Below are 16,911 nucleotides of genomic sequence, written 5' to 3' on the forward strand. Positions count from 1 at the left end.
TGCCGCTGGAGCGGCGCGTGGGCGGCACAGGGCGGGGCGGTTCCACTGTCCAGCTCTACGCCCTGGACACTGCCGGACAGCGCGTTCTGGCGCAGCGACAGGCGGCGGCTGGCAACGCGGTGCGCGTGCGGCGGCCTGGTACGCCCGGCGAACGCACGGTGCGGCACATGACGGCGGTAGCCCAGTTGTTTGTCGATCTGGTTGCGCTGGGGCGCGCCGAGGGTTTCGCGGTAGCTGACTACCTGACCGAGCCCGCCTGTTGGTGGCCGAGCGGCTTGGGCGGCTACGTGAAGCCCGACGCCTATCTGTGTCTGACGACCGGTGCCGTCCGTGACCATTGGTGGGCCGAGGTGGACAACGCCAGTGAAGGCCTGCCGACCATTCAGCGGAAGCTGCTGGTGTATCTGGACTTCTTGCGGCGAGGGCAGATCGGGCCGGGCGGGGTTATGCCCCGGGTCCTGATTTCGGCGATTACCGAAAAACGGCGGGATGACATCCGGCTGGAAGTGCGGCAGTTGCCGCCTCCGGCTGGGGAGTTGTTCGCGGTTGAATACGCTAAGGAGTCGGCCCGTTACCTACGGGACGTACTGCGGCAATGAATTGAGCTGGAATTGTTGTATATTTCACGGGATTTATTCCGTCCGAGCGAGCTATGCTTGAAACGAAAGAAGCGAAATAAGGCGGTGGGCCACGAATAAGAGGAGATGAATATGACCAAGAATAATAACAACAGCATACCGCCTGACTTGCTGGAGCAACTGCGGCGGCTGATACCGAAGCGGCCGCTCACATATGCCGAATCGCTCAGTGTCACGCGAGTGCAAGCCGCCCGCTTGCGGAAGTTGCTGGCGGTGACAACAGCGGCGATGCCGCTGCGCTGGCTGGTTGGCGGACTGCACGATGTTGAAGTCCGGACCGTACCCGCGCACGCGTTTGAAGAGGGCATGAGCGGCATGACCGCCCGCAAGAACGGGCGCTACCTCGTCCTAGTCAATCGCAATAACAGCTACGGCCACCGTCGCTTCACCCTCGCCCATGAGCTGTATCACGTTATTACCTATCCGTATGTTTCCCTGATCTATGCCCGCTTAGGCCACGGGGATGCTGAACGGCATGACGCCCAAATAGAGAGCATTGCCAACTACTTCGCCGCATATCTGCTCATGCCGGCCGCGCTCGTGAAGCGCGCTTGGACGAGCGGCATTCAGGATGCCTACGCCCTTGCCGGACTGTTTGAAGTGTCCGGGGCGGCCATGCGTATCCGACTGGAAGCCTTGGGATTTATTGGCAAGGTGCGTCCTACGGAGATCTATTTTCGCCGTACGAAGCTACGCTTCGATGCCCACGGAGCAGTGACGTTCTGACGAGACAACGAAGGGAGGCAGGACAATGAAAAGAGGAACCATGCAAGACCAACAACCAAAACGAGCCGTGATATTCATGCGCGCCCGTTGGCTCGGCGAATCCGAGCGTGACCGAGCCCTGGAAGAGCAGCAGATCGCCATGCAGCGCCAAGCCTGCGAGCAGGTAGCCGAGCAACTGTCGGCCACCGTAGTACGCGATTACGCCGAGTACGGCGGTACGGGGGCGATTGAACGGCGGCCCGTGCTGCGGCAGATGCTTGACGAACTGCTGGCTTTGCGTGACGTGGATTACATGATTACGGCCAGCCTCGACCGACTGGTACATAGCAGCGCAGACACGGCTGCCTTGCAGCTTGAACTGGAGACGTCGGGGGCGGAGCTGGTCATAGCGGATGGGCATGCACTGTCCGCTGGCCAGCGCGTCGTCAACGGCGTCACGTTCACCGTCAGTAAGTAGCGAAAGGAGAACCATCATGGCTTACCGGGTAAGCAACGAACACGAACACAGCGAACACGGTGACGAGGGCTATGCCCTCGCTTACTACCGTGTATCCACGAGCGAGCAAGCCAACACCAGTTACGACGACGAGGGCTTCTCGATCCAAGCGCAGCGGGAATACTGTAAACGGAAGGCGCGCGACCTGGGTACGACCATCCGGAAAGAAAACGATTACGTCGACAAGGGCAAGAGCGCCCGCACCGCCAACCGGCCGGAGCTGAAAAAGCTGCTGGGGCGCATTGCCGACGACCCGAACGTCAAGTATGTCATCGTGCACAAGCTCGACCGGCTGGCCCGCAACCGTGAAGACGACGTGCAGCTCGGCCTCTACTTCGCCAAGCACGGCGTCAAGCTGGTATCGGCGACCGAGAACATCGATGAAACCCCATCCGGCAAACTGGTGCATGGCATCATGGCCACGATTGCCGAGTGGTACTCGGGCAACCTCAGCGAGGAGGCCCGCAAAGGGATTCGTAAAAAGGTGGAGATCGGTGGTACGCCCGGTCGTGCACCGCTCGGCTACCTCAACCAGCGCGACAAGCGCGGCGGGAAAGACATCGGCATCGTGGTGGTTGACCCGGTAAAGGGGCCGATCATCCGGCACTGCTTCGAGCTGTACGCCACCGGCCTCTACACCGCGAAAGACGTGGTGGATGAGGCCAACCACATGGGCCTGCGGCTGCCGGAGGACAAGCGCCTGCCCGAACGCCCCCTGCGCCCCCAGCAAATGCACCGCATCCTGCGGAACCAGTATTACCAAGGGGTAGTCACCTTCCACGGGGTTGAGTACCAGGGCGAACATGAGCCGCTGGTGGATGAGCAGACCTTTGACACCGTGCAGGCGATTCTCGAAGCCCGCAACCTGAACAAAGACAAGAACAAGCTCCGTCCCCACCATTTGAAGGGCACCCTGCATTGTGCCCGTTGCGGTAGGCGGCTCGGAATCACCGCGCCGACTAACCGGCACGGCAAGACCTACGCCTACTTCTACTGCCTGGGACGGCAGACCGACAAGAACAACTGCGCGCAGGGGTATGTACCGGTCGCCACGATCGAGGGGGCGGTGCGCGACTACTGGCGCAAGGTCAAGCTGCCTGCCGAACGCATCCAGGCCGTACGCGAGACAATCCTCAGCGACTTTGCAGGGCGGCACGCCGAAGGGCAAGAGGAAGTGCAGCGACAACAGGAACGCATTGCTTCGCTCAAGCGGCAGCGCGACAAAGCACGCGAGGCGTACTACGCCGATGTACTCAGCCTGGACGAGTTCAAGATCGAGCAGGAGCGCATCGGGTACGAGACCAAGGCGGCGGAGAGGATCATCGAGCGGTGGACGGTGGAGCTTGATCAGATCATCCGGTGCCTCGATGAGGTGCTCAGCCTGGTAGCCGACCCCGTCAGGCTGTACGAGGAAGCGCCGGAGGGCATCAACCTGATGCTGGCGCAGACGGTGTTCGAGAAGATCTGGATCTTGGACAGCGAGGTGGCCGGGGCGGAACTGGCACAACCGCTGGCCGAGGTACTGACGGTGGAGGCCCGGCTGGCCCTCCAGGATCAGAGCAACCCGCAGCCGACCGAGGATGGCCCTGTGGCCGGAGAGGGGGCGAAGGTCTACTACCGCCGCGCGCGAGATCTAGCCGCCCTGCTGGGTGGCTTGGAGGGGACATGGCCGTACCTCCAGGTAGAGCGGCCACGGGGCGTGTTGCCCGTAGACACGAAGAACCCCTCCGCCGGGTGGCGGAGGGGTTCAGATGTCGTTCTTCTGGTCGGGACGGCGGGATTTGAACCCACGACCCCTTGACCCCCAGTCAAGTGCGCTACCAAACTGCGCCACGTCCCGGTGCCCGTTGGAGCGGGCTTGATTACTGTAGCGCAGTCCCGGGGGTCGTGCGTACCGGATTGCGGCCCGATGATCTCTGGTGGGCGGGCCGGAGGGCGCGGGTGGCGGTGCCGGTCATGAGGTGGCCGCGGAGGGGCGGTGAGCTTTGTGACCGGGGTCACATGGTTGGGAAGGGTTCTCTCCGGAGAGGGTCAGCGGAAGTGGTCGAGTTCGGGTGTGAACGGAAAACTCGGGCAAAGATTTGGGTTGTTTGCCAGGTTATGGGCGAATAGTCCGTCGCTGACGTATGTAGCTTTTTTCTCCCAGGGTCAGGTGACGCCGAACGGGGGACAGGGTTGGCGGAAGCGGAGGGCACCCAGCCCGGGATGGACGTTGCGGACCTTCGGGACGCCGCGCACGACCGTGCGGTGCTGGCTGAGGCGCGGGTCGTGCTGGCCCGTCGGCTCGGCGTCCCGCCCGGTGAGGCCCTGCAGCACCTGATCTGGCTCGCGCGCGACCTCGACATGGACCTTGCCGAGGCGGCGTCCGTGCTGGTCAAGGACGGGGGCGGCGGGCCCGTGGGAGCCGTGGTCGCCGGGCGGCGGGCGCCGCGTGCGGAGGGTGTCACGGCGGAGCGCAAGGCCGTCCTGTCGGAGGCCGAGGACGTTCTGCGCCGGCTGGCGGACGAGGACACCTCGGCGGACGCCGGGACCCTCGCCGGGTTGCCGGACGATCCGGTGGCGCGTGCGGTGCTGGACGGGGCGCTCGACTCGTGTGCCCACCTGGTGCCGGTCCGGGACCCCGACGGGGATGTGACGGACTTCCTTTTCGCGGAGCTCAACGGCGTCGCGCGGGACATGTTCGGGCGCGGCAGGGATGAGCTGACCGGTCTCCGGTTGCTGCGCACGGACCCGGGCGCCGTGCTCAGCGGCCTGTTCGACGAGTACGTCGAGGTGCTGGAGACCGGGACGCGGCTGGAGCGGGACTCGTTCCCCTACTCCACCGCGCAGCGCGGCCTGTCCCGTGCGTCCCGGATGAGCGCGCGGTGCGTCCCGGTGCCGACCGGCGTGTGCGTCACCTGGCGCTACCACTTCGCCGAGGACCGGGTCGCACGCCGGCTGGAGCGGGTCGAGCGGCTCGCGCTGATCGGCTTCGGCGAGTGGGACCTCGCGACCGGCGAGGCGGACTGGACGCCGCAGATGCTGGCCAACTACGGCCTTTCCTCCGACGAGGTGCCGCCGATGCCGCACGACCTGCCGAAGGTCGTGGCGGAGGACGATCTTCCGCTCGTGGAGGAGGCCGTCCAGACGATGTTCTCGCGGCGGGAGCCGGTGGAGGCCGAGCACCGCGTGATCGGCAAGGACGGGACGCCGCGGCACCTGTGGGTGTTCGCCGAGCCGGTGCTGGGCGACTCCGGGCTGCCGATCTCGATCAACATCGTCTCGCAGGACATCACCCGCCGGCGCGGCGTGGAGCGGGCGCTCGCCGAGACCCGGCGGCAGATGCTGAGGCAGCAGGCGCGGACGGCGCAGGAGCGGAAGGTGGCGGTGACGCTGCGCCGCGCGATCCTGCCGGACGAGGACCAGGTGGAGCAGCTGCCCGGCCTCTCCATGGCGGTCCGCAGCCTGGCGGCGGAGAGCACCGCCCGCATCGGCGGGGACTGGTTCGCGACCCGGGTGCTGCCGGACGGGCGGGCGATGTTCGCCATCGGGGACGCGGCCGGGCACGGGCTGCCGGCGGCGGCCGCGATGGCGCGGACCCGGAACGGGCTGCTGGGCCTCGCCTGCACGGGCGAGCCGGCGGGACGGCTGGTCGGCTGGCTGAACGAGCTGGTCGGGAACATGGACCCGCCCGCGACGGGGACCGCGATCGTCGCGCATTTCAACCCGTCCCGCCGGCTGCTGGAGTGGACGTGCGCGGGGCATCCGCCGCCGATCCTGGTCCGGGACGGGCGGGCGGTGCCGCTGGACGCCGTCCGGGACCCGATGCTCGGTGCGATGCCGGGCTGGCGCTACACGACGATCACCACGGATCTGCACCCCGGGGACCTGCTGTTCCTGTACACCGACGGCCTGGTCGAGCGCCGGGACGCGGACATGGACGAGCGCACCGAACGCCTCACCGGGATCCTGCGGGACTGCTCGGAACGCCCCGAACGCGTGCTGGACGAGGTGCTGGCGCGCATGGAGCACGACCGGGCTGCGGATGACACCACGCTCTTCGCCCTGCGCGTGGAGTGACGAAGCACACTCGGACCTGCGAAGATCACCCAGTGTGATGTAGACCTCACTTGGGCGGGTGCTGATGGTGGGCGTGTGACGGACGATCACTTTCCGGCCGCTGCTTTCCTGGTTTCTTTACCTTTTTCTGATCTTGCGGTAAGCCTTGCCTGCAAGGGGTTGAGGGCCGGTCAGAGAAAGATCGGGAAGGCCCGGCGGGCCGGCGGTGTTGGGTGTTCCTTGGAACGGCTTTGAGCAGGCAAGATCGAGCTTTGTGCCGGGTTTGCTTTTCTTGAGAAGGTTGGTACCTTCTATTCGAATCACGCAACGCACCCCATGCGTTGCCGCCGGCCGTTCGCCATACGGCCGAGGATCGCGGAGCGGTATTCGCACGCGATGCGCGCCAGACGATGCGCGCCACCTCACCGAGATCAGTCGCTGAGATAAATCCGAATAGAGCACCGCGTCCGCGGTGCGAGGCCGAGTCCGTTCCGGTCGCCACGACCGGCACGGAGCCGGGGACCCAATGTTCCAGGGGTGAATCGGCGCGTCCGAGAGCCGCGCCGTAGGGCTGCTTCCATGCCCGAATCCGTCAGCTAACCCGGCAGGCGTCATGGAAGACAAGGAGATTCCCTGCATGACCGGTCGTTTCAATCGACTTTCCCTGAGCGCCTTCACCCCCGAGGACAAGGCCGTCGGCGTCGCCGTCAGCACCGTCCTCGCCGGAGCCGTCGGGCTCGCGGTCCTGAACCCCCTCGCCGGTGGCCGCGCCGCGGCCGAGACCCCGGCGCAGGCCGCCGCGGCCACGGCCGCGGCTCCGGCCCCGGCCCAGGCGGCGGCGGTCGCCGAGAAGGGCACCGCGTCGAAGGATTCCACCTCCTCCATCGCCGACGAGGCACGCAAGGCGGGGTACAAGGTGCCGCCGCGCGCGGTCAAGCCCGCCGAGGTGCTGAAGCTGGCGAAGAAGCAGGTCGGCGTCAAGGAGGGCAAGCGCGGCCAGACCAAGTACCACGACTGGTACGTCTCGACCTCGCACGCCAAGGCCACCGCCAAGCGCGACGGCGGCTTCTCCACCAAGGCGTACAACGGCGCCCAGTGGTGCGACATGTTCGTCTCGTGGCTCGGCGCCCAGACAGGCGTGAAGAACATGGGCTGGGACGCCTACACCGTCCAGCACGCCTCCTGGTTCAAGAAGACCGACCGCTGGGGTCACAAGGCCAAGCCGGGCTCCATCGTGTTCTTCGACTGGAAGAAGGGCTCCAAGGGCCGCATCGGCGACATCGACCACGTCGGCATCGTCGTCAAGGACAACGGCAACGGCACCATCAGCACCATTGAGGGCAACACCGAGAACGCGGTGAACAAGAAGGTCCGCGCCAAGTCCACGGTCGTCGGCTACGGCTACCCCGACTACGCGTCCTGACCCGTCCTCCCCTCCAGCGGGCGCCCGGTTCCGGCCGGGCGCCTTCTGGCGTCCCCCGGTGACGGTCCCCAGGTCTGCGGCGAAGTCGGGTAATGGGAAGCATTGACAGCCTTTGATCCTCATTGGACCTCGATAAGGCGTTCCTGGATAGGAATCACTGGCGACCGTCCGACCGGCGCCTGGGGGCCGTCCCCAGAGGAAGGGTGAAGGGGGACGCCCATGCGGCTGCGCCCGGATGTCAGTGTGGTGGTTATCGCCTACAACGACGCCCGGCGGCTTCCGCGGGCGGTCGCCTCGTCGCTGGCGCAGTCGCTGGGCGGCGTCGAGACGGTCATCGTCGACGACGCGAGCACCGACGGCACCGGGGAGATCGCCGACCGGCTCGCCGCCGCGCATCCGGGACGGGTCCGCGCCGTGCGCCTGCCGTCCAACTCGGGCGGCTGCGGACGTCCCCGCAACGCCGGGATCGAGGCGTCGGCCGGCCGGTACCTGATGTTCCTCGACAGCGACGACCTGCTGGACCGGCACGCCTGCCTCAACCTGCTCGCCGCCGCCGAGGACACCGGCGCCGACCTGGTGTCCGGGCGGTGCGACCGGATCTTCCTGGACGTGCCCGAGGGCGCGAAGGGACGTGTCCGCCCCTGGTATTCCTGGCTCTACCGGCGCAGCGCCGTGTACGGGTCGCTGAGCGAGAACCCCCGTCTCCTCTACGACACCCTCTCGACCAACAAGGCGTACCGGCGGGGCTTCCTGGACGAGCACGGGCTCCGGTTCGTCGAACGGCTGCACTACGAGGACCTGCTGTTCACCGCGGAGGCGTACCTGGCGGCCGAACGGACCGCGCTGATCCCGCCCCGCGTCTACAACTGGTTCGTTCAGGAGCGGACGCCGACACCGTCGATCTCGAACCGGCGCGCCGAACCGGCCAACTTCGCCGACCGGCTGGAGATCCACCGGCGCATCGACATGATGTTCGCGCTGCGCGGCGCCCACGACCTGCGGCGCGCCAAGGACGTCAAGTTCATCAACCATGACCTGGGGCTCTACCTGCGGGAGCTGCGCGACCGCGATCCGGGCCGCCGGGAGCGTTTCCTCGACCTGGCGGCCGCGTACCTGGCGGAGCTGGACCCGTGCGCGTTCGAGCTGGCGCGCCCGCTGCCCGCGATCGCCGCGTACCTGATCCGCGAGGGCGACCACGAGGGGGCGCTCGCCGCCGCCGGGTACCGGCCGGACGAGCGGCCCGAACTGCGGGCCCGGCTGGTGGAGCGGGACGGGCGGGTGTTCTGGGGCGCGGGCCGTCCGCGCGGGAGGCTCGGCCGCCGGATCCTGGACGTGACGGGCCTCGGGTTCCATGTCCGCCCGCTGAGGGAACTGCGTCCGGCCAACACGGTGACGCGGCTGGAGATGCGCGGCGACCGCGTCCTCATGGCCGGGCACGTGCTGAACCCGCTGGATCGGATCCCCCCGGACGCGGAACTGGCCGGGACGCTGGAGTTCCGCGACCGGCGCCGCCGGTCCCGCCGGGCGCGGGCTCGCGCCACCGTCCGGCACGAGGGCGACCGGCTGGCCTGGCGGTCGCAGTTCGCCCCGGCCGAGCGGATCAGGCCGGTCGGATTCGTCGATCCGGTCTGGGACGTGCGGCTCCGCATCCGGGTCGATGGTGAGGACGTGGTCACCCGTCCCGGTGAAGGGCGCGGGTCACCGCCGCTGAGCGGGGTCGCGCTGCCCGTCCGGCCCCGGCTGACCAGGCTCGCCGCCGACCGGCTCCGCTCGTACGTCACCGAGGGCGGGCATCTGGCGTTCGCGCTGGAGGCGGCGGGCCCGTGGGGGCGGCTCGCGGGGGCCGCCGCGCGGTGCGCCGCCCGCTCCCCGGCCGGGCGGCTCGCCCGGCGTGGCGCGCGCTCGCTGGGGGAGGCCGTCCGGGGGAGGCTGACCGCCCGCGAGACCAAGATCGCCGTGTTCAACCGGGTGCTGAGCCGGCTGCCCGTCCGGCCCGGCCTGGTCGTCTTCGAAAGCCACCTCGGCCGCGACTATTCGGATAATCCGAAGTACATCTACCGGGAGTTGCGCCGGACGGGCCGTCCCGTGACGGCGGTCTGGTCGTACGCGTCGTCACCGGAGGGGTTCCCGGGCGACGCGACGCTGGTCCGGCGCGGCTCGTGGGCGTACTTCCTGGCGCTGGCGCGGGCGCAGTTCTGGATCGACAACCAGGGCTATCCGGATGGTCTTCGCAAACGCCCGGAGACCACCTATGTCCAGACCTGGCACGGGTCGGCGTTCAAGCTGATGGGCCTCGACCGGCCGCGCCTCAAGAGCGGCCCCGCCGCCGACAGGGCGCGGCTGCGGCGGATGGCGGAGCGCTACGACTGCTTCCTGGTGCGCTCCCGGCACGACGCCGAGACGCTGTGCCGCGGGCTCGGCGTCCGCGCCGAGCTGCTCCCCTCCGGCTACCCGCGCAACGATCCGCTGGTCAACGGGGTGGACGGCGACCCGGAGCCGGCCGCCGAGGCCGCCGCCCTGCGGGCGTCGCTCGGCCTTGCCGACGGGCGCCGCGCCGTCCTGTACGCGCCGACGTTCGCCACCGGGCCGGGGGGACGCCCGGTCGGGCTGCTGGACCCGCCCGTCGACCCGGAGAGGTTCGCGCGTGAGCTGGGCGAGCGGTACGTCCTGCTCGTCCGGCCGCACTACCTGTGCCGGGCCAACGTCCCGCCGGGCGCCCGCGCGGTCATGCGGGACGTCGGCGCGGTGCCCGACGTCACCCCGCTGCTGCTGCTCGCGGACGCGCTGATCACCGACCACTCCTCCATCATGTTCGACTTCGCGCTGCTGGACCGGCCGATCGTCCTGCACCTCCCGGACGGCCGTGATCTCACCACCGGCTACTTCGACCTGGAGCGGCACGGCCCCGGGCCGATCACCCGCACCGAGGACGAGCTCGTCGCCGCGCTCGCCGGGCTGGACGCGGCCGAGGCCGTCCACGCCGCCCGGCGCCGCGCGTTCGCGGCGCGGTTCGGCGAGCACGACCGGGGCACCGCCGCCCGCACGGTGGTGGACCGCCACTTCCCAGCCGCACGGCCGAGCCACAGGGGGAAACGCAATGGCCGCACCGCGTGAGGTCTTCATCGTGTGCAACAACGCCGACGAGATGGGCGGGCTCCAGCGCTGGGCGCACCACATGGCGCGGCTGCTGGCCGGCCGCGGCGACCGGGTGACCCTCGTCGGGATCACCCGGGGCCCGGAGCCGTACCACCACGGCCGCGACGGGTCCTACGCCGTCGAGGTGCTGCACCGGGAGTGGCGTGCGCCGGCGATGGCGTGGCGGCCGGCGAAGCCGCTGGAGCACCTGAACGCGGTGGCGCGCGGACGCGAGCTGTGGCGGTCGGCGGCCCAGCGGCGCGGGGCGGCCCGGCTGTCGGAGCTGTTCGCCGCCGCCGGGCCCGGGGCGGTGGTGATCGTGGCGCAGGTGTGGGCGATGGAGTGGGTACGGCTGGCCGACACCTCCGGGCTGCGCGTCGTGGCGATGAGCCACGAGTCGTACAAGGCGACCCGCATGTCCTCGCGGTACCGGCGGGTCAGGGAGCACTACGCGGACGCCGACCGGATGCTGGTGCTGACCGCCGAGGACGCCGACGCCTGGGCCAGGGACGGCATGACCAACGTCGACCACATCCCGAACGCCCTGCACGTCACGCCGACCGTCCATCCCACGCTGGATCTTCCCGTCGTCGCCTGTGTCGGGCGCCTCTCCCAGGAGAAGGGCATGGACCTGATGCTGGAGGTGTGGGAACGGGTCTCGGCGGCTCACCCGGGCTGGCGGCTGCACGTCTACGGCGGCGGCCCGGACGAGGAGGAACTGCGCGCGCAGGCGGCAGGAATATCCGGTTCGGTGGAGTTCCGGGGCGTGGTCGCCGATGTGGAGGAGGCGCTCGTCGAGGCGTCGATCTTCGCGCTGCCGTCGCGGGCGGAGGGCTTCCCGATGTCGGTGCTGGAGGCGATGGCCTACGGGCTGCCCACGGTCGCGTTCGACTGCGCGCCGGGTGTCCGGGTGCTGATCGAGGACGGCCGGGACGGCGTGCTGGTGCCGCCCGGCGACACGGCCGCGTTCGCGGCGGCGCTGGAACGCCTCATCGTGGACCGGGACCTGCGCCGCGCCCTCGGTGCCGCGGCCCGCGCGTCGGTGCTGCGGTTCCATCCGGACGCCGTCCTCGCCCGCTGGGACCGGCTGTTCGACCTGTTCCACCGCGGCCTGGACCACCGGGACCTGCACCACCGCGATCTGCACCACCGGGGCCCGCCGCCGGCCGTGCCGGAGCGTCCGGCCGCGCCGGCTCTGGAGCCGAGGGCGGGACGGGAGGCCGAACCCGCCCTGGGGGGTGATTCTTTCTAACAACTGTTTGGTAGAGTGCGCGGCGTGAACCAGAACGAGTCGCCGGAGGACCGCGCCTTCCGCGCCGAGGTCCGCGACTGGCTGCGGGCGAACCTGTCGGGCGAGTTCGCGCACGCCCGCGGGCTCGGCGGGCCCGGCCGCGAGCACGAGGCGTTCGAGGAGCGGCTGGCCTGGGAGCGGCACATGGCCGCCGCCGGCTGGACGTGCGTCGGCTGGCCGCGGGAGTACGGCGGACGCGGCGCCACCGTCGAGCAGCAGGTCATCTTCCACGAGGAGTACGCGCTCGCCGACGGCCCCGCCCGGGTCAACCACATCGGCGAGAACCTGCTCGGCCCCACGATCATCGCGTTCGGCACCGACGAGCAGCGCGCCCGCTTCCTGCCGCCGATCGTCGGCGTCGAGGAACTGTGGTGCCAGGGCTACTCCGAGCCCGACGCCGGCTCCGACCTCGCCAACGTCCAGACCCGCGCCGAATTCTCCGGCGACCACTGGCTGGTCAACGGGCAGAAGGTGTGGACGTCGCTGGCCCTCGAAGCGGACTGGTGCTTCGTCGTCTGCCGCACCGAGCCCGGCTCGTCCCGGCACAGGGGGCTGTCGTATCTGCTCGTGCCGATGAAGCAGGACGGCGTGGACATCCGGCCGATCATCCAGCTCACCGGCACCTCCGAGTTCAACGAGGTCTTCTTCGACGGCGCCCGCACCGGCGCCGGCAACATCGTCGGCGCGCCCGGCGAGGGCTGGAAGATCGCGATGGCCACGCTCGGGTTCGAGCGCGGCGTCGCGACGCTCGGCCAGCAGGTCGGGTTCCGCCGCGAGTTCGAGGACGTCGCCGACCTCGCCCGGCGCACCGGAGCCATCGCCGATCCGCTGCTGCGCGACCGGCTGACCAGGGCGTACATGGGCCTGGAGATCATGCGGCTGAACGCCGTCCGGACGATGGCGGGCGTCGCCGCCGGCGCGCCGGGGCCCGAGTCGTCGATCTCCAAGCTCGTCTGGGGCACCTGGCACCGGGAACTGGGTGAACTGGCCATGGACGTCCTCGGCACCGCCGGGCTCGTCGCCGACGGCGAACCCTATGACCTGAACGACTGGCAGCGGCTGTTCCTGTTCTCCCGCTCCGACACGATCTACGCCGGGTCGAACGAGATCCAGCGCAACATCATCGCCGAGCGCGTGCTCGGCCTGCCCCGTGAACCCGCCGCAAGCAGAGAGGCACGCGGATGACCCCGCCGCCGTACGTCCCCGGGCACGGCCTGCTCAAGGACCGCGCCGTCGTGATCACCGCCGCGGCGGGCGCCGGGATCGGAGGCGCCACCGCCCGCCGCTGCCTGGAGGAGGGCGCCCGCGTCCTCATCTCCGACACCCACGAGCGGCGGCTCACCGCGTCCGCGCGGGAACTGGAGAAGGAGTTCGGCGCCGACCGCGTCGCCTCCCTGGTCTGCGACGTGACGTCCGAGGAGCAGGTGCAGGCCCTCTACGGCCTGGCCGTGGAGCGCTTCGGACGCGTCGACGCCGCCGTCAACAACGCCGGGCTCGGCGGGACGGCCGACCTCGTCGACATGACCGACGAGCAGTGGGGGCGCGTCCTCGACATCACGCTCACCGGCACCATGCGCTGCACCCGCGCCGCCCTGCGGATCATGCGCGGCCAGGGGGCGGGCGTCATCGTCAACAACGCCTCGGTGATCGGCTGGCGGGCCCAGAAAGGCCAGTCGCACTACGCCGCCGCGAAGGCCGGCGTCATGGCGCTCACCCGCTGCTCCGCGCTGGAGGCCGCGGACTACGGCGTCCGCGTCAACGCCGTCTCGCCGTCCCTCGCCATGCACCCGCACCTGGTGAAGGTGACGTCGGGGGAACTGCTGGACGAACTGACGCGCCGCGAGGCGTTCGGACGCTACGCCGAGCCGTGGGAGGTGGCCAACGTTATCGTCTTCCTGGCCAGCGACTACTCCTCGTACATGACGGGCGAGGTCGTCTCCGTCTCCTCCCAGCACCCCTAGGAACCACGATGAGTCCACGACGGCGCGACGCCGAGGGCACCGCCACCGCCCGCGCGGAACGGCGAGCCGAACTGCTCGCCACGGCCGCCGAGGTGTTCGCCTCCCAGGGCTACTCCGCCACCACCGTCCGGAAGGTGGCCGACGCCGCCGGCATCCTCGGCGGCAGCCTCTACTACCACTTCGACTCCAAGGAGTCGATGGCCGACGAGATCCTCCGGACGTTCCTGGACGAGATGTGGGCCGGGTACGGCCGCGTCCTGGACGCCGGGCTCAGCGCCCGCGAGACCCTGGAGGCCATCGTCGTCGAGTCGTTCCGCTCGATCGACCGGCACCGGCCCGCCGTCGTCCTCTACCAGAACGAGTCCAAGCACCTCGCGACCAGCGAACGGTTCCACTACCTGCTCGACTCGCAGCGCCGGTTCGAGGAGATGTGGCTGTCCCTGCTGGACCGGGGCGTCAAGGAGGGCGCGTTCCGCGCCGACCTCGACCGGACCCTGGTGTACCGGTTCATCCGCGACACCGTCTGGCTCGCGGCGAACTGGTACCAGCACGGCGGGCGGCTGTCCGCCGACGACATCGCCAAGCAGTACCTCGCCATGTTCCTCGAAGGCATCCAGGCGAGCTAGGACCCCTGTACGAAGGAGAGACCCCATGGCCGAGGCATACATCGTCGACGCCGTCCGCACCCCCGTCGGACGCCGGGGCGGCGGGCTCGCCGGCGCGCACCCCGCCGACCTCGGCGCGCACGCGCTCACCGCGCTGATGGACCGCACGAAGGCCGACCCGTCCGCCGTCGAGGACGTCGTGTTCGGCTGCGTCGACACCCTCGGGCCGCAGGCCGGCGACATCGCCCGCACCTGCTGGCTCGCCGCCGGGCTGCCCGAGGAGGTCCCCGGCGTCACCGTCGACCGGCAGTGCGGCTCCTCGCAGCAGGCCGTCCACTTCGCCGCGCAGGCCGTCCTGTCCGGGACGTCCGACCTGGTCGTGGCGGGCGGCGTGCAGAACATGTCGCAGATCCCGATCGGGTCCGCGATGACCGCCGCCGCGCCGCTCGGCTTCACCGAAGGCCCCTTCGCCGGCTCCAAGGGCTGGCGGCGCCGCTACGGCGACCGGGAGGTCTCCCAGTTCCACGGCGCCGAGATGATCGCCCGCGACTGGGACCTGTCCCGCGAGGACATGGAGGAGTTCGCCTACGAGTCGCACCAGCGCGCCATCCGCGCCATCGACGAGGGGCGCTTCACCCGCGAGATCGCCCCCTACGAGGACGTCACCACCGACGAGGGCCCGCGCCGCGACACCACACTGGAGAAGATGGCCGGCCTGAAGACCCTCGTGGACGGCGGACGCCTCACCGCCGCCCTCTCGTCCCAGATCTCCGACGGCGCCGCCGCCCTGCTCATCGCGTCCGAGCGGGCCGTCAGGGAGCACGGCCTCACCCCGCGCGCCCGCATCCACCACATCTCGGCGCGCGGCGAGGACCCGATCCGGATGCTGTCCGCGCCGATCCCCGCCACCGCGTACGCGCTGAAGAAGACCGGCATGACGATCGGCGACATCGACGCCGTCGAGATCAACGAGGCGTTCGCGTCCGTCGTCCTCGCCTGGCTGAAGGAGACCGGCGCCGACCCCGCGAAGGTCAACCCGAACGGCGGCGCCATCGCCCTCGGCCACCCCCTCGGCGCCACCGGCGCCCGCCTCATGACCACCCTGCTCCACGAACTGGACCGCACCGGCGGCCGCTACGGCCTCCAGACCATGTGCGAGGGCGGCGGCCAGGCCAACGTGACCATCATCGAGAAGCTGTGACTCCCTGTTAGCCCAGGGGGCGACCCCCTGGAACCCCCGGCGGGTCGGGTGCCGAGGTTGGAACTCAAGAGGGCGAAACGGAGTCTGCTGTGGACGTGTTCGAACCAGCCCGCCTCGGGCCGCTGACGCTGCGCAACCGGGTGATCAAGGCCGCGACGTTCGAGGGGATGACGCCCGAGGCGGTCGTGACCGGCGACCTCATCGAGTACCACCGGCGGCCCGCCGCCGGGGGAGTGGGCATGACGACCGTCGCCTACTGCGCGGTCGCGCCCGAGGGCCGCACGGAGCGGGGGCAGATCTGGATGCGGCCCGAAGCCGTCCCCGGGCTGCGCCGCCTCACCGACGCCGTGCACGCCGAGGGGGCCGCCGCGTCCGCCCAGATCGGGCACGCGGGGCCCGTCGCCGACGCCAGCTCCACCAAGCTGCCCGCCATCTCGGCCGGACGCTTCTTCAACCCCCTGGGGATGGCCTTCACCAAGGTCGCCACGGAAGGGGACATCGAGCGCATCACCCGCGCGCACGCCGAGGCGGCCCGGTTGGCGGTCGAGTCCGGGTTCGACGCCGTCGAGATCCACATGGGCCACAACTACCTGGCCAGCTCGTTCCTCAGCCCGCGGCTCAACCGGCGCAAGGACGGCTACGGCGGGCCGATCGAGAACCGCGCCAAGGTCGCGCTCGGCATCGCCCGCGCCGTCCGGGACGAGGTCGGCGACCGTATCGCGATCACCGGCAAGCTCAACATGCGCGACGGCGTGCGCGGCGGCCTGGAGATCGACGACAGCCTGTACGTGGCCCGCCGGCTCCAGGAGGAGGGCACGGTCGACGCGCTGGAGCTGACCGCGGGCAGCTCACTGCTCAACCCGATGTACCTGTTCCGCGGCGAAATGCCCATCCCCGAATTCGCGGCCAGCTACAAGCTGCCCATGCGCGTCGGCCTGCGCATGTTCGGCAAGAAGTTTCTGCGCACCTATCCCTACAAGGACGCCTACCTGCTGGAACACGCCCGCAAGTTCCGCGCCGAACTCGACCTCCCGCTGATCCTGCTGGGCGGCATCACCGACCGGGAGAGCATGGACAAGGCGATGTCGGAGGGCTTCCAGTTCGTCGCCATGGCCCGGGCCCTCCTGCGTGAGCCCGACCTGGTGAACCGCATCGCGGCCGACTCGTCCACCCCGTCCCTGTGCGTCCACTGCAACCGCTGCGTCCCCACCGTCTACCAGGGCACCCACTGCCCCCTCATCCCGTCCTGACGTTCCTGGGCGATGGGGCGATGGTCGATCTCGCGGGCTGGGCTTCCCGAGCCGCAGGAGATGACCGGGGTTGTCACCGCCGAGTACGGCGACTGGAAACGCGCGGTGGAGCGGACGTCCGGCTGGATCCGCGCCGGCGAGGACCCG

Annotated in this window: 13 protein-coding genes, 1 tRNA gene and 1 riboswitch; of the genes, 13 read left to right on the forward strand and 1 reads right to left on the reverse strand. The window is 69.8% G+C overall.

The window, feature by feature from the left end; genetic code table 11:
- From AF1_RS15975 to AF1_RS33355, 4 genes are all read left to right on the forward strand, one after another.
- Window positions 1-599, forward strand: a 599-nt coding sequence (locus AF1_RS15975; protein WP_067799011.1) for a replication-relaxation family protein, incomplete at its 5' end; no start/stop codon positions are given.
- Window positions 600-710: 111 nt separating this feature from the next.
- Window positions 711-1,364 carry an ImmA/IrrE family metallo-endopeptidase gene (locus AF1_RS15980; RefSeq protein ID WP_165488359.1) on the forward strand — a complete coding sequence of 218 codons (654 nt, stop codon included), beginning with the start codon at window positions 711-713 and terminating at the stop codon, window positions 1,362-1,364.
- Window positions 1,365-1,389: 25 nt separating this feature from the next.
- A complete protein-coding gene (locus tag AF1_RS15985) occupies window positions 1,390-1,821 on the forward strand; it encodes a recombinase family protein (RefSeq protein WP_084262992.1) in 432 nt (143 codons plus the stop codon).
- 16 nt (window positions 1,822-1,837) lie between these two features.
- On the forward strand, window positions 1,838-3,661 hold the full coding sequence (locus AF1_RS33355) for a recombinase family protein (RefSeq protein ID WP_165488358.1): 1,824 nt from the start codon (window positions 1,838-1,840) through the stop codon (window positions 3,659-3,661).
- On the opposite strand, the gene AF1_RS15995 is transcribed toward AF1_RS33355, so the two are convergent.
- Window positions 3,624-3,700 (reverse strand) — tRNA-Pro (locus tag AF1_RS15995). The two genes, AF1_RS33355 and AF1_RS15995, sit on opposite strands and share 38 nt — an antisense overlap.
- Before the next feature lie 365 nt (window positions 3,701-4,065).
- Here AF1_RS15995 and AF1_RS16000 point away from each other — a divergent pair.
- The 9 genes from AF1_RS16000 (at window position 4,066) to AF1_RS16040 (ending at window position 16,764) form a co-directional block, all read left to right on the forward strand.
- Window positions 4,066-5,919 carry a PP2C family protein-serine/threonine phosphatase gene (locus tag AF1_RS16000; protein ID WP_067799023.1) on the forward strand — a complete coding sequence of 618 codons (1,854 nt, stop codon included), beginning with the start codon at window positions 4,066-4,068 and terminating at the stop codon, window positions 5,917-5,919.
- Between the two features lie 465 nt (window positions 5,920-6,384).
- A riboswitch (cyclic di-AMP (ydaO/yuaA leader) is annotated at window positions 6,385-6,524 on the forward strand.
- Between the two features lie 11 nt (window positions 6,525-6,535).
- On the forward strand, window positions 6,536-7,321 hold the full coding sequence (locus tag AF1_RS16005) for a CHAP domain-containing protein (protein WP_067799026.1): 786 nt from the start codon (window positions 6,536-6,538) through the stop codon (window positions 7,319-7,321).
- A 219-nt stretch (window positions 7,322-7,540) separates the two neighbouring features.
- Window positions 7,541-10,435, forward strand: coding sequence for a bifunctional glycosyltransferase/CDP-glycerol:glycerophosphate glycerophosphotransferase (locus tag AF1_RS16010; RefSeq protein WP_067799029.1), 2,895 nt, complete (start codon window positions 7,541-7,543; stop codon window positions 10,433-10,435).
- Window positions 10,419-11,708 (forward strand): glycosyltransferase, encoded by a 1,290-nt coding sequence (locus AF1_RS16015; RefSeq protein WP_084262994.1) that lies wholly within the window; start codon window positions 10,419-10,421, stop codon window positions 11,706-11,708. The genes AF1_RS16010 and AF1_RS16015 overlap by 17 nt, the downstream gene beginning before the upstream one ends.
- A gap of 24 nt (window positions 11,709-11,732) precedes the next feature.
- The gene (locus AF1_RS16020; protein WP_067799111.1) at window positions 11,733-12,932 is read left to right on the forward strand and encodes an acyl-CoA dehydrogenase family protein; all 1,200 of its coding nucleotides are present in this window, start codon (window positions 11,733-11,735) and stop codon (window positions 12,930-12,932) included.
- Window positions 12,929-13,708: an SDR family oxidoreductase gene (locus AF1_RS16025; protein ID WP_067799032.1), complete on the forward strand. Its 780-nt coding sequence runs from the start codon at window positions 12,929-12,931 to the stop codon at window positions 13,706-13,708. The genes AF1_RS16020 and AF1_RS16025 overlap by 4 nt, the downstream gene beginning before the upstream one ends.
- A gap of 8 nt (window positions 13,709-13,716) precedes the next feature.
- Window positions 13,717-14,334: a TetR/AcrR family transcriptional regulator gene (locus AF1_RS16030; RefSeq protein ID WP_067799035.1), complete on the forward strand. Its 618-nt coding sequence runs from the start codon at window positions 13,717-13,719 to the stop codon at window positions 14,332-14,334.
- 25 nt (window positions 14,335-14,359) lie between these two features.
- Entirely contained in the window at window positions 14,360-15,514 is a 1,155-nt protein-coding gene (locus tag AF1_RS16035; protein ID WP_067799037.1) for an acetyl-CoA C-acetyltransferase, read from the forward strand.
- Window positions 15,515-15,609: 95 nt separating this feature from the next.
- A complete protein-coding gene (locus AF1_RS16040) occupies window positions 15,610-16,764 on the forward strand; it encodes an NADH:flavin oxidoreductase (RefSeq protein ID WP_275938303.1) in 1,155 nt (384 codons plus the stop codon).
- The last annotated feature ends 147 nt before the right edge of the window (window positions 16,765-16,911 follow it).

Origin of the sequence: Actinomadura formosensis NBRC 14204 (assembly GCF_001552155.1) — a bacterium.
GTDB classification, from domain to species: Bacteria; Actinomycetota; Actinomycetes; order Streptosporangiales; family Streptosporangiaceae; genus Spirillospora; species Spirillospora formosensis.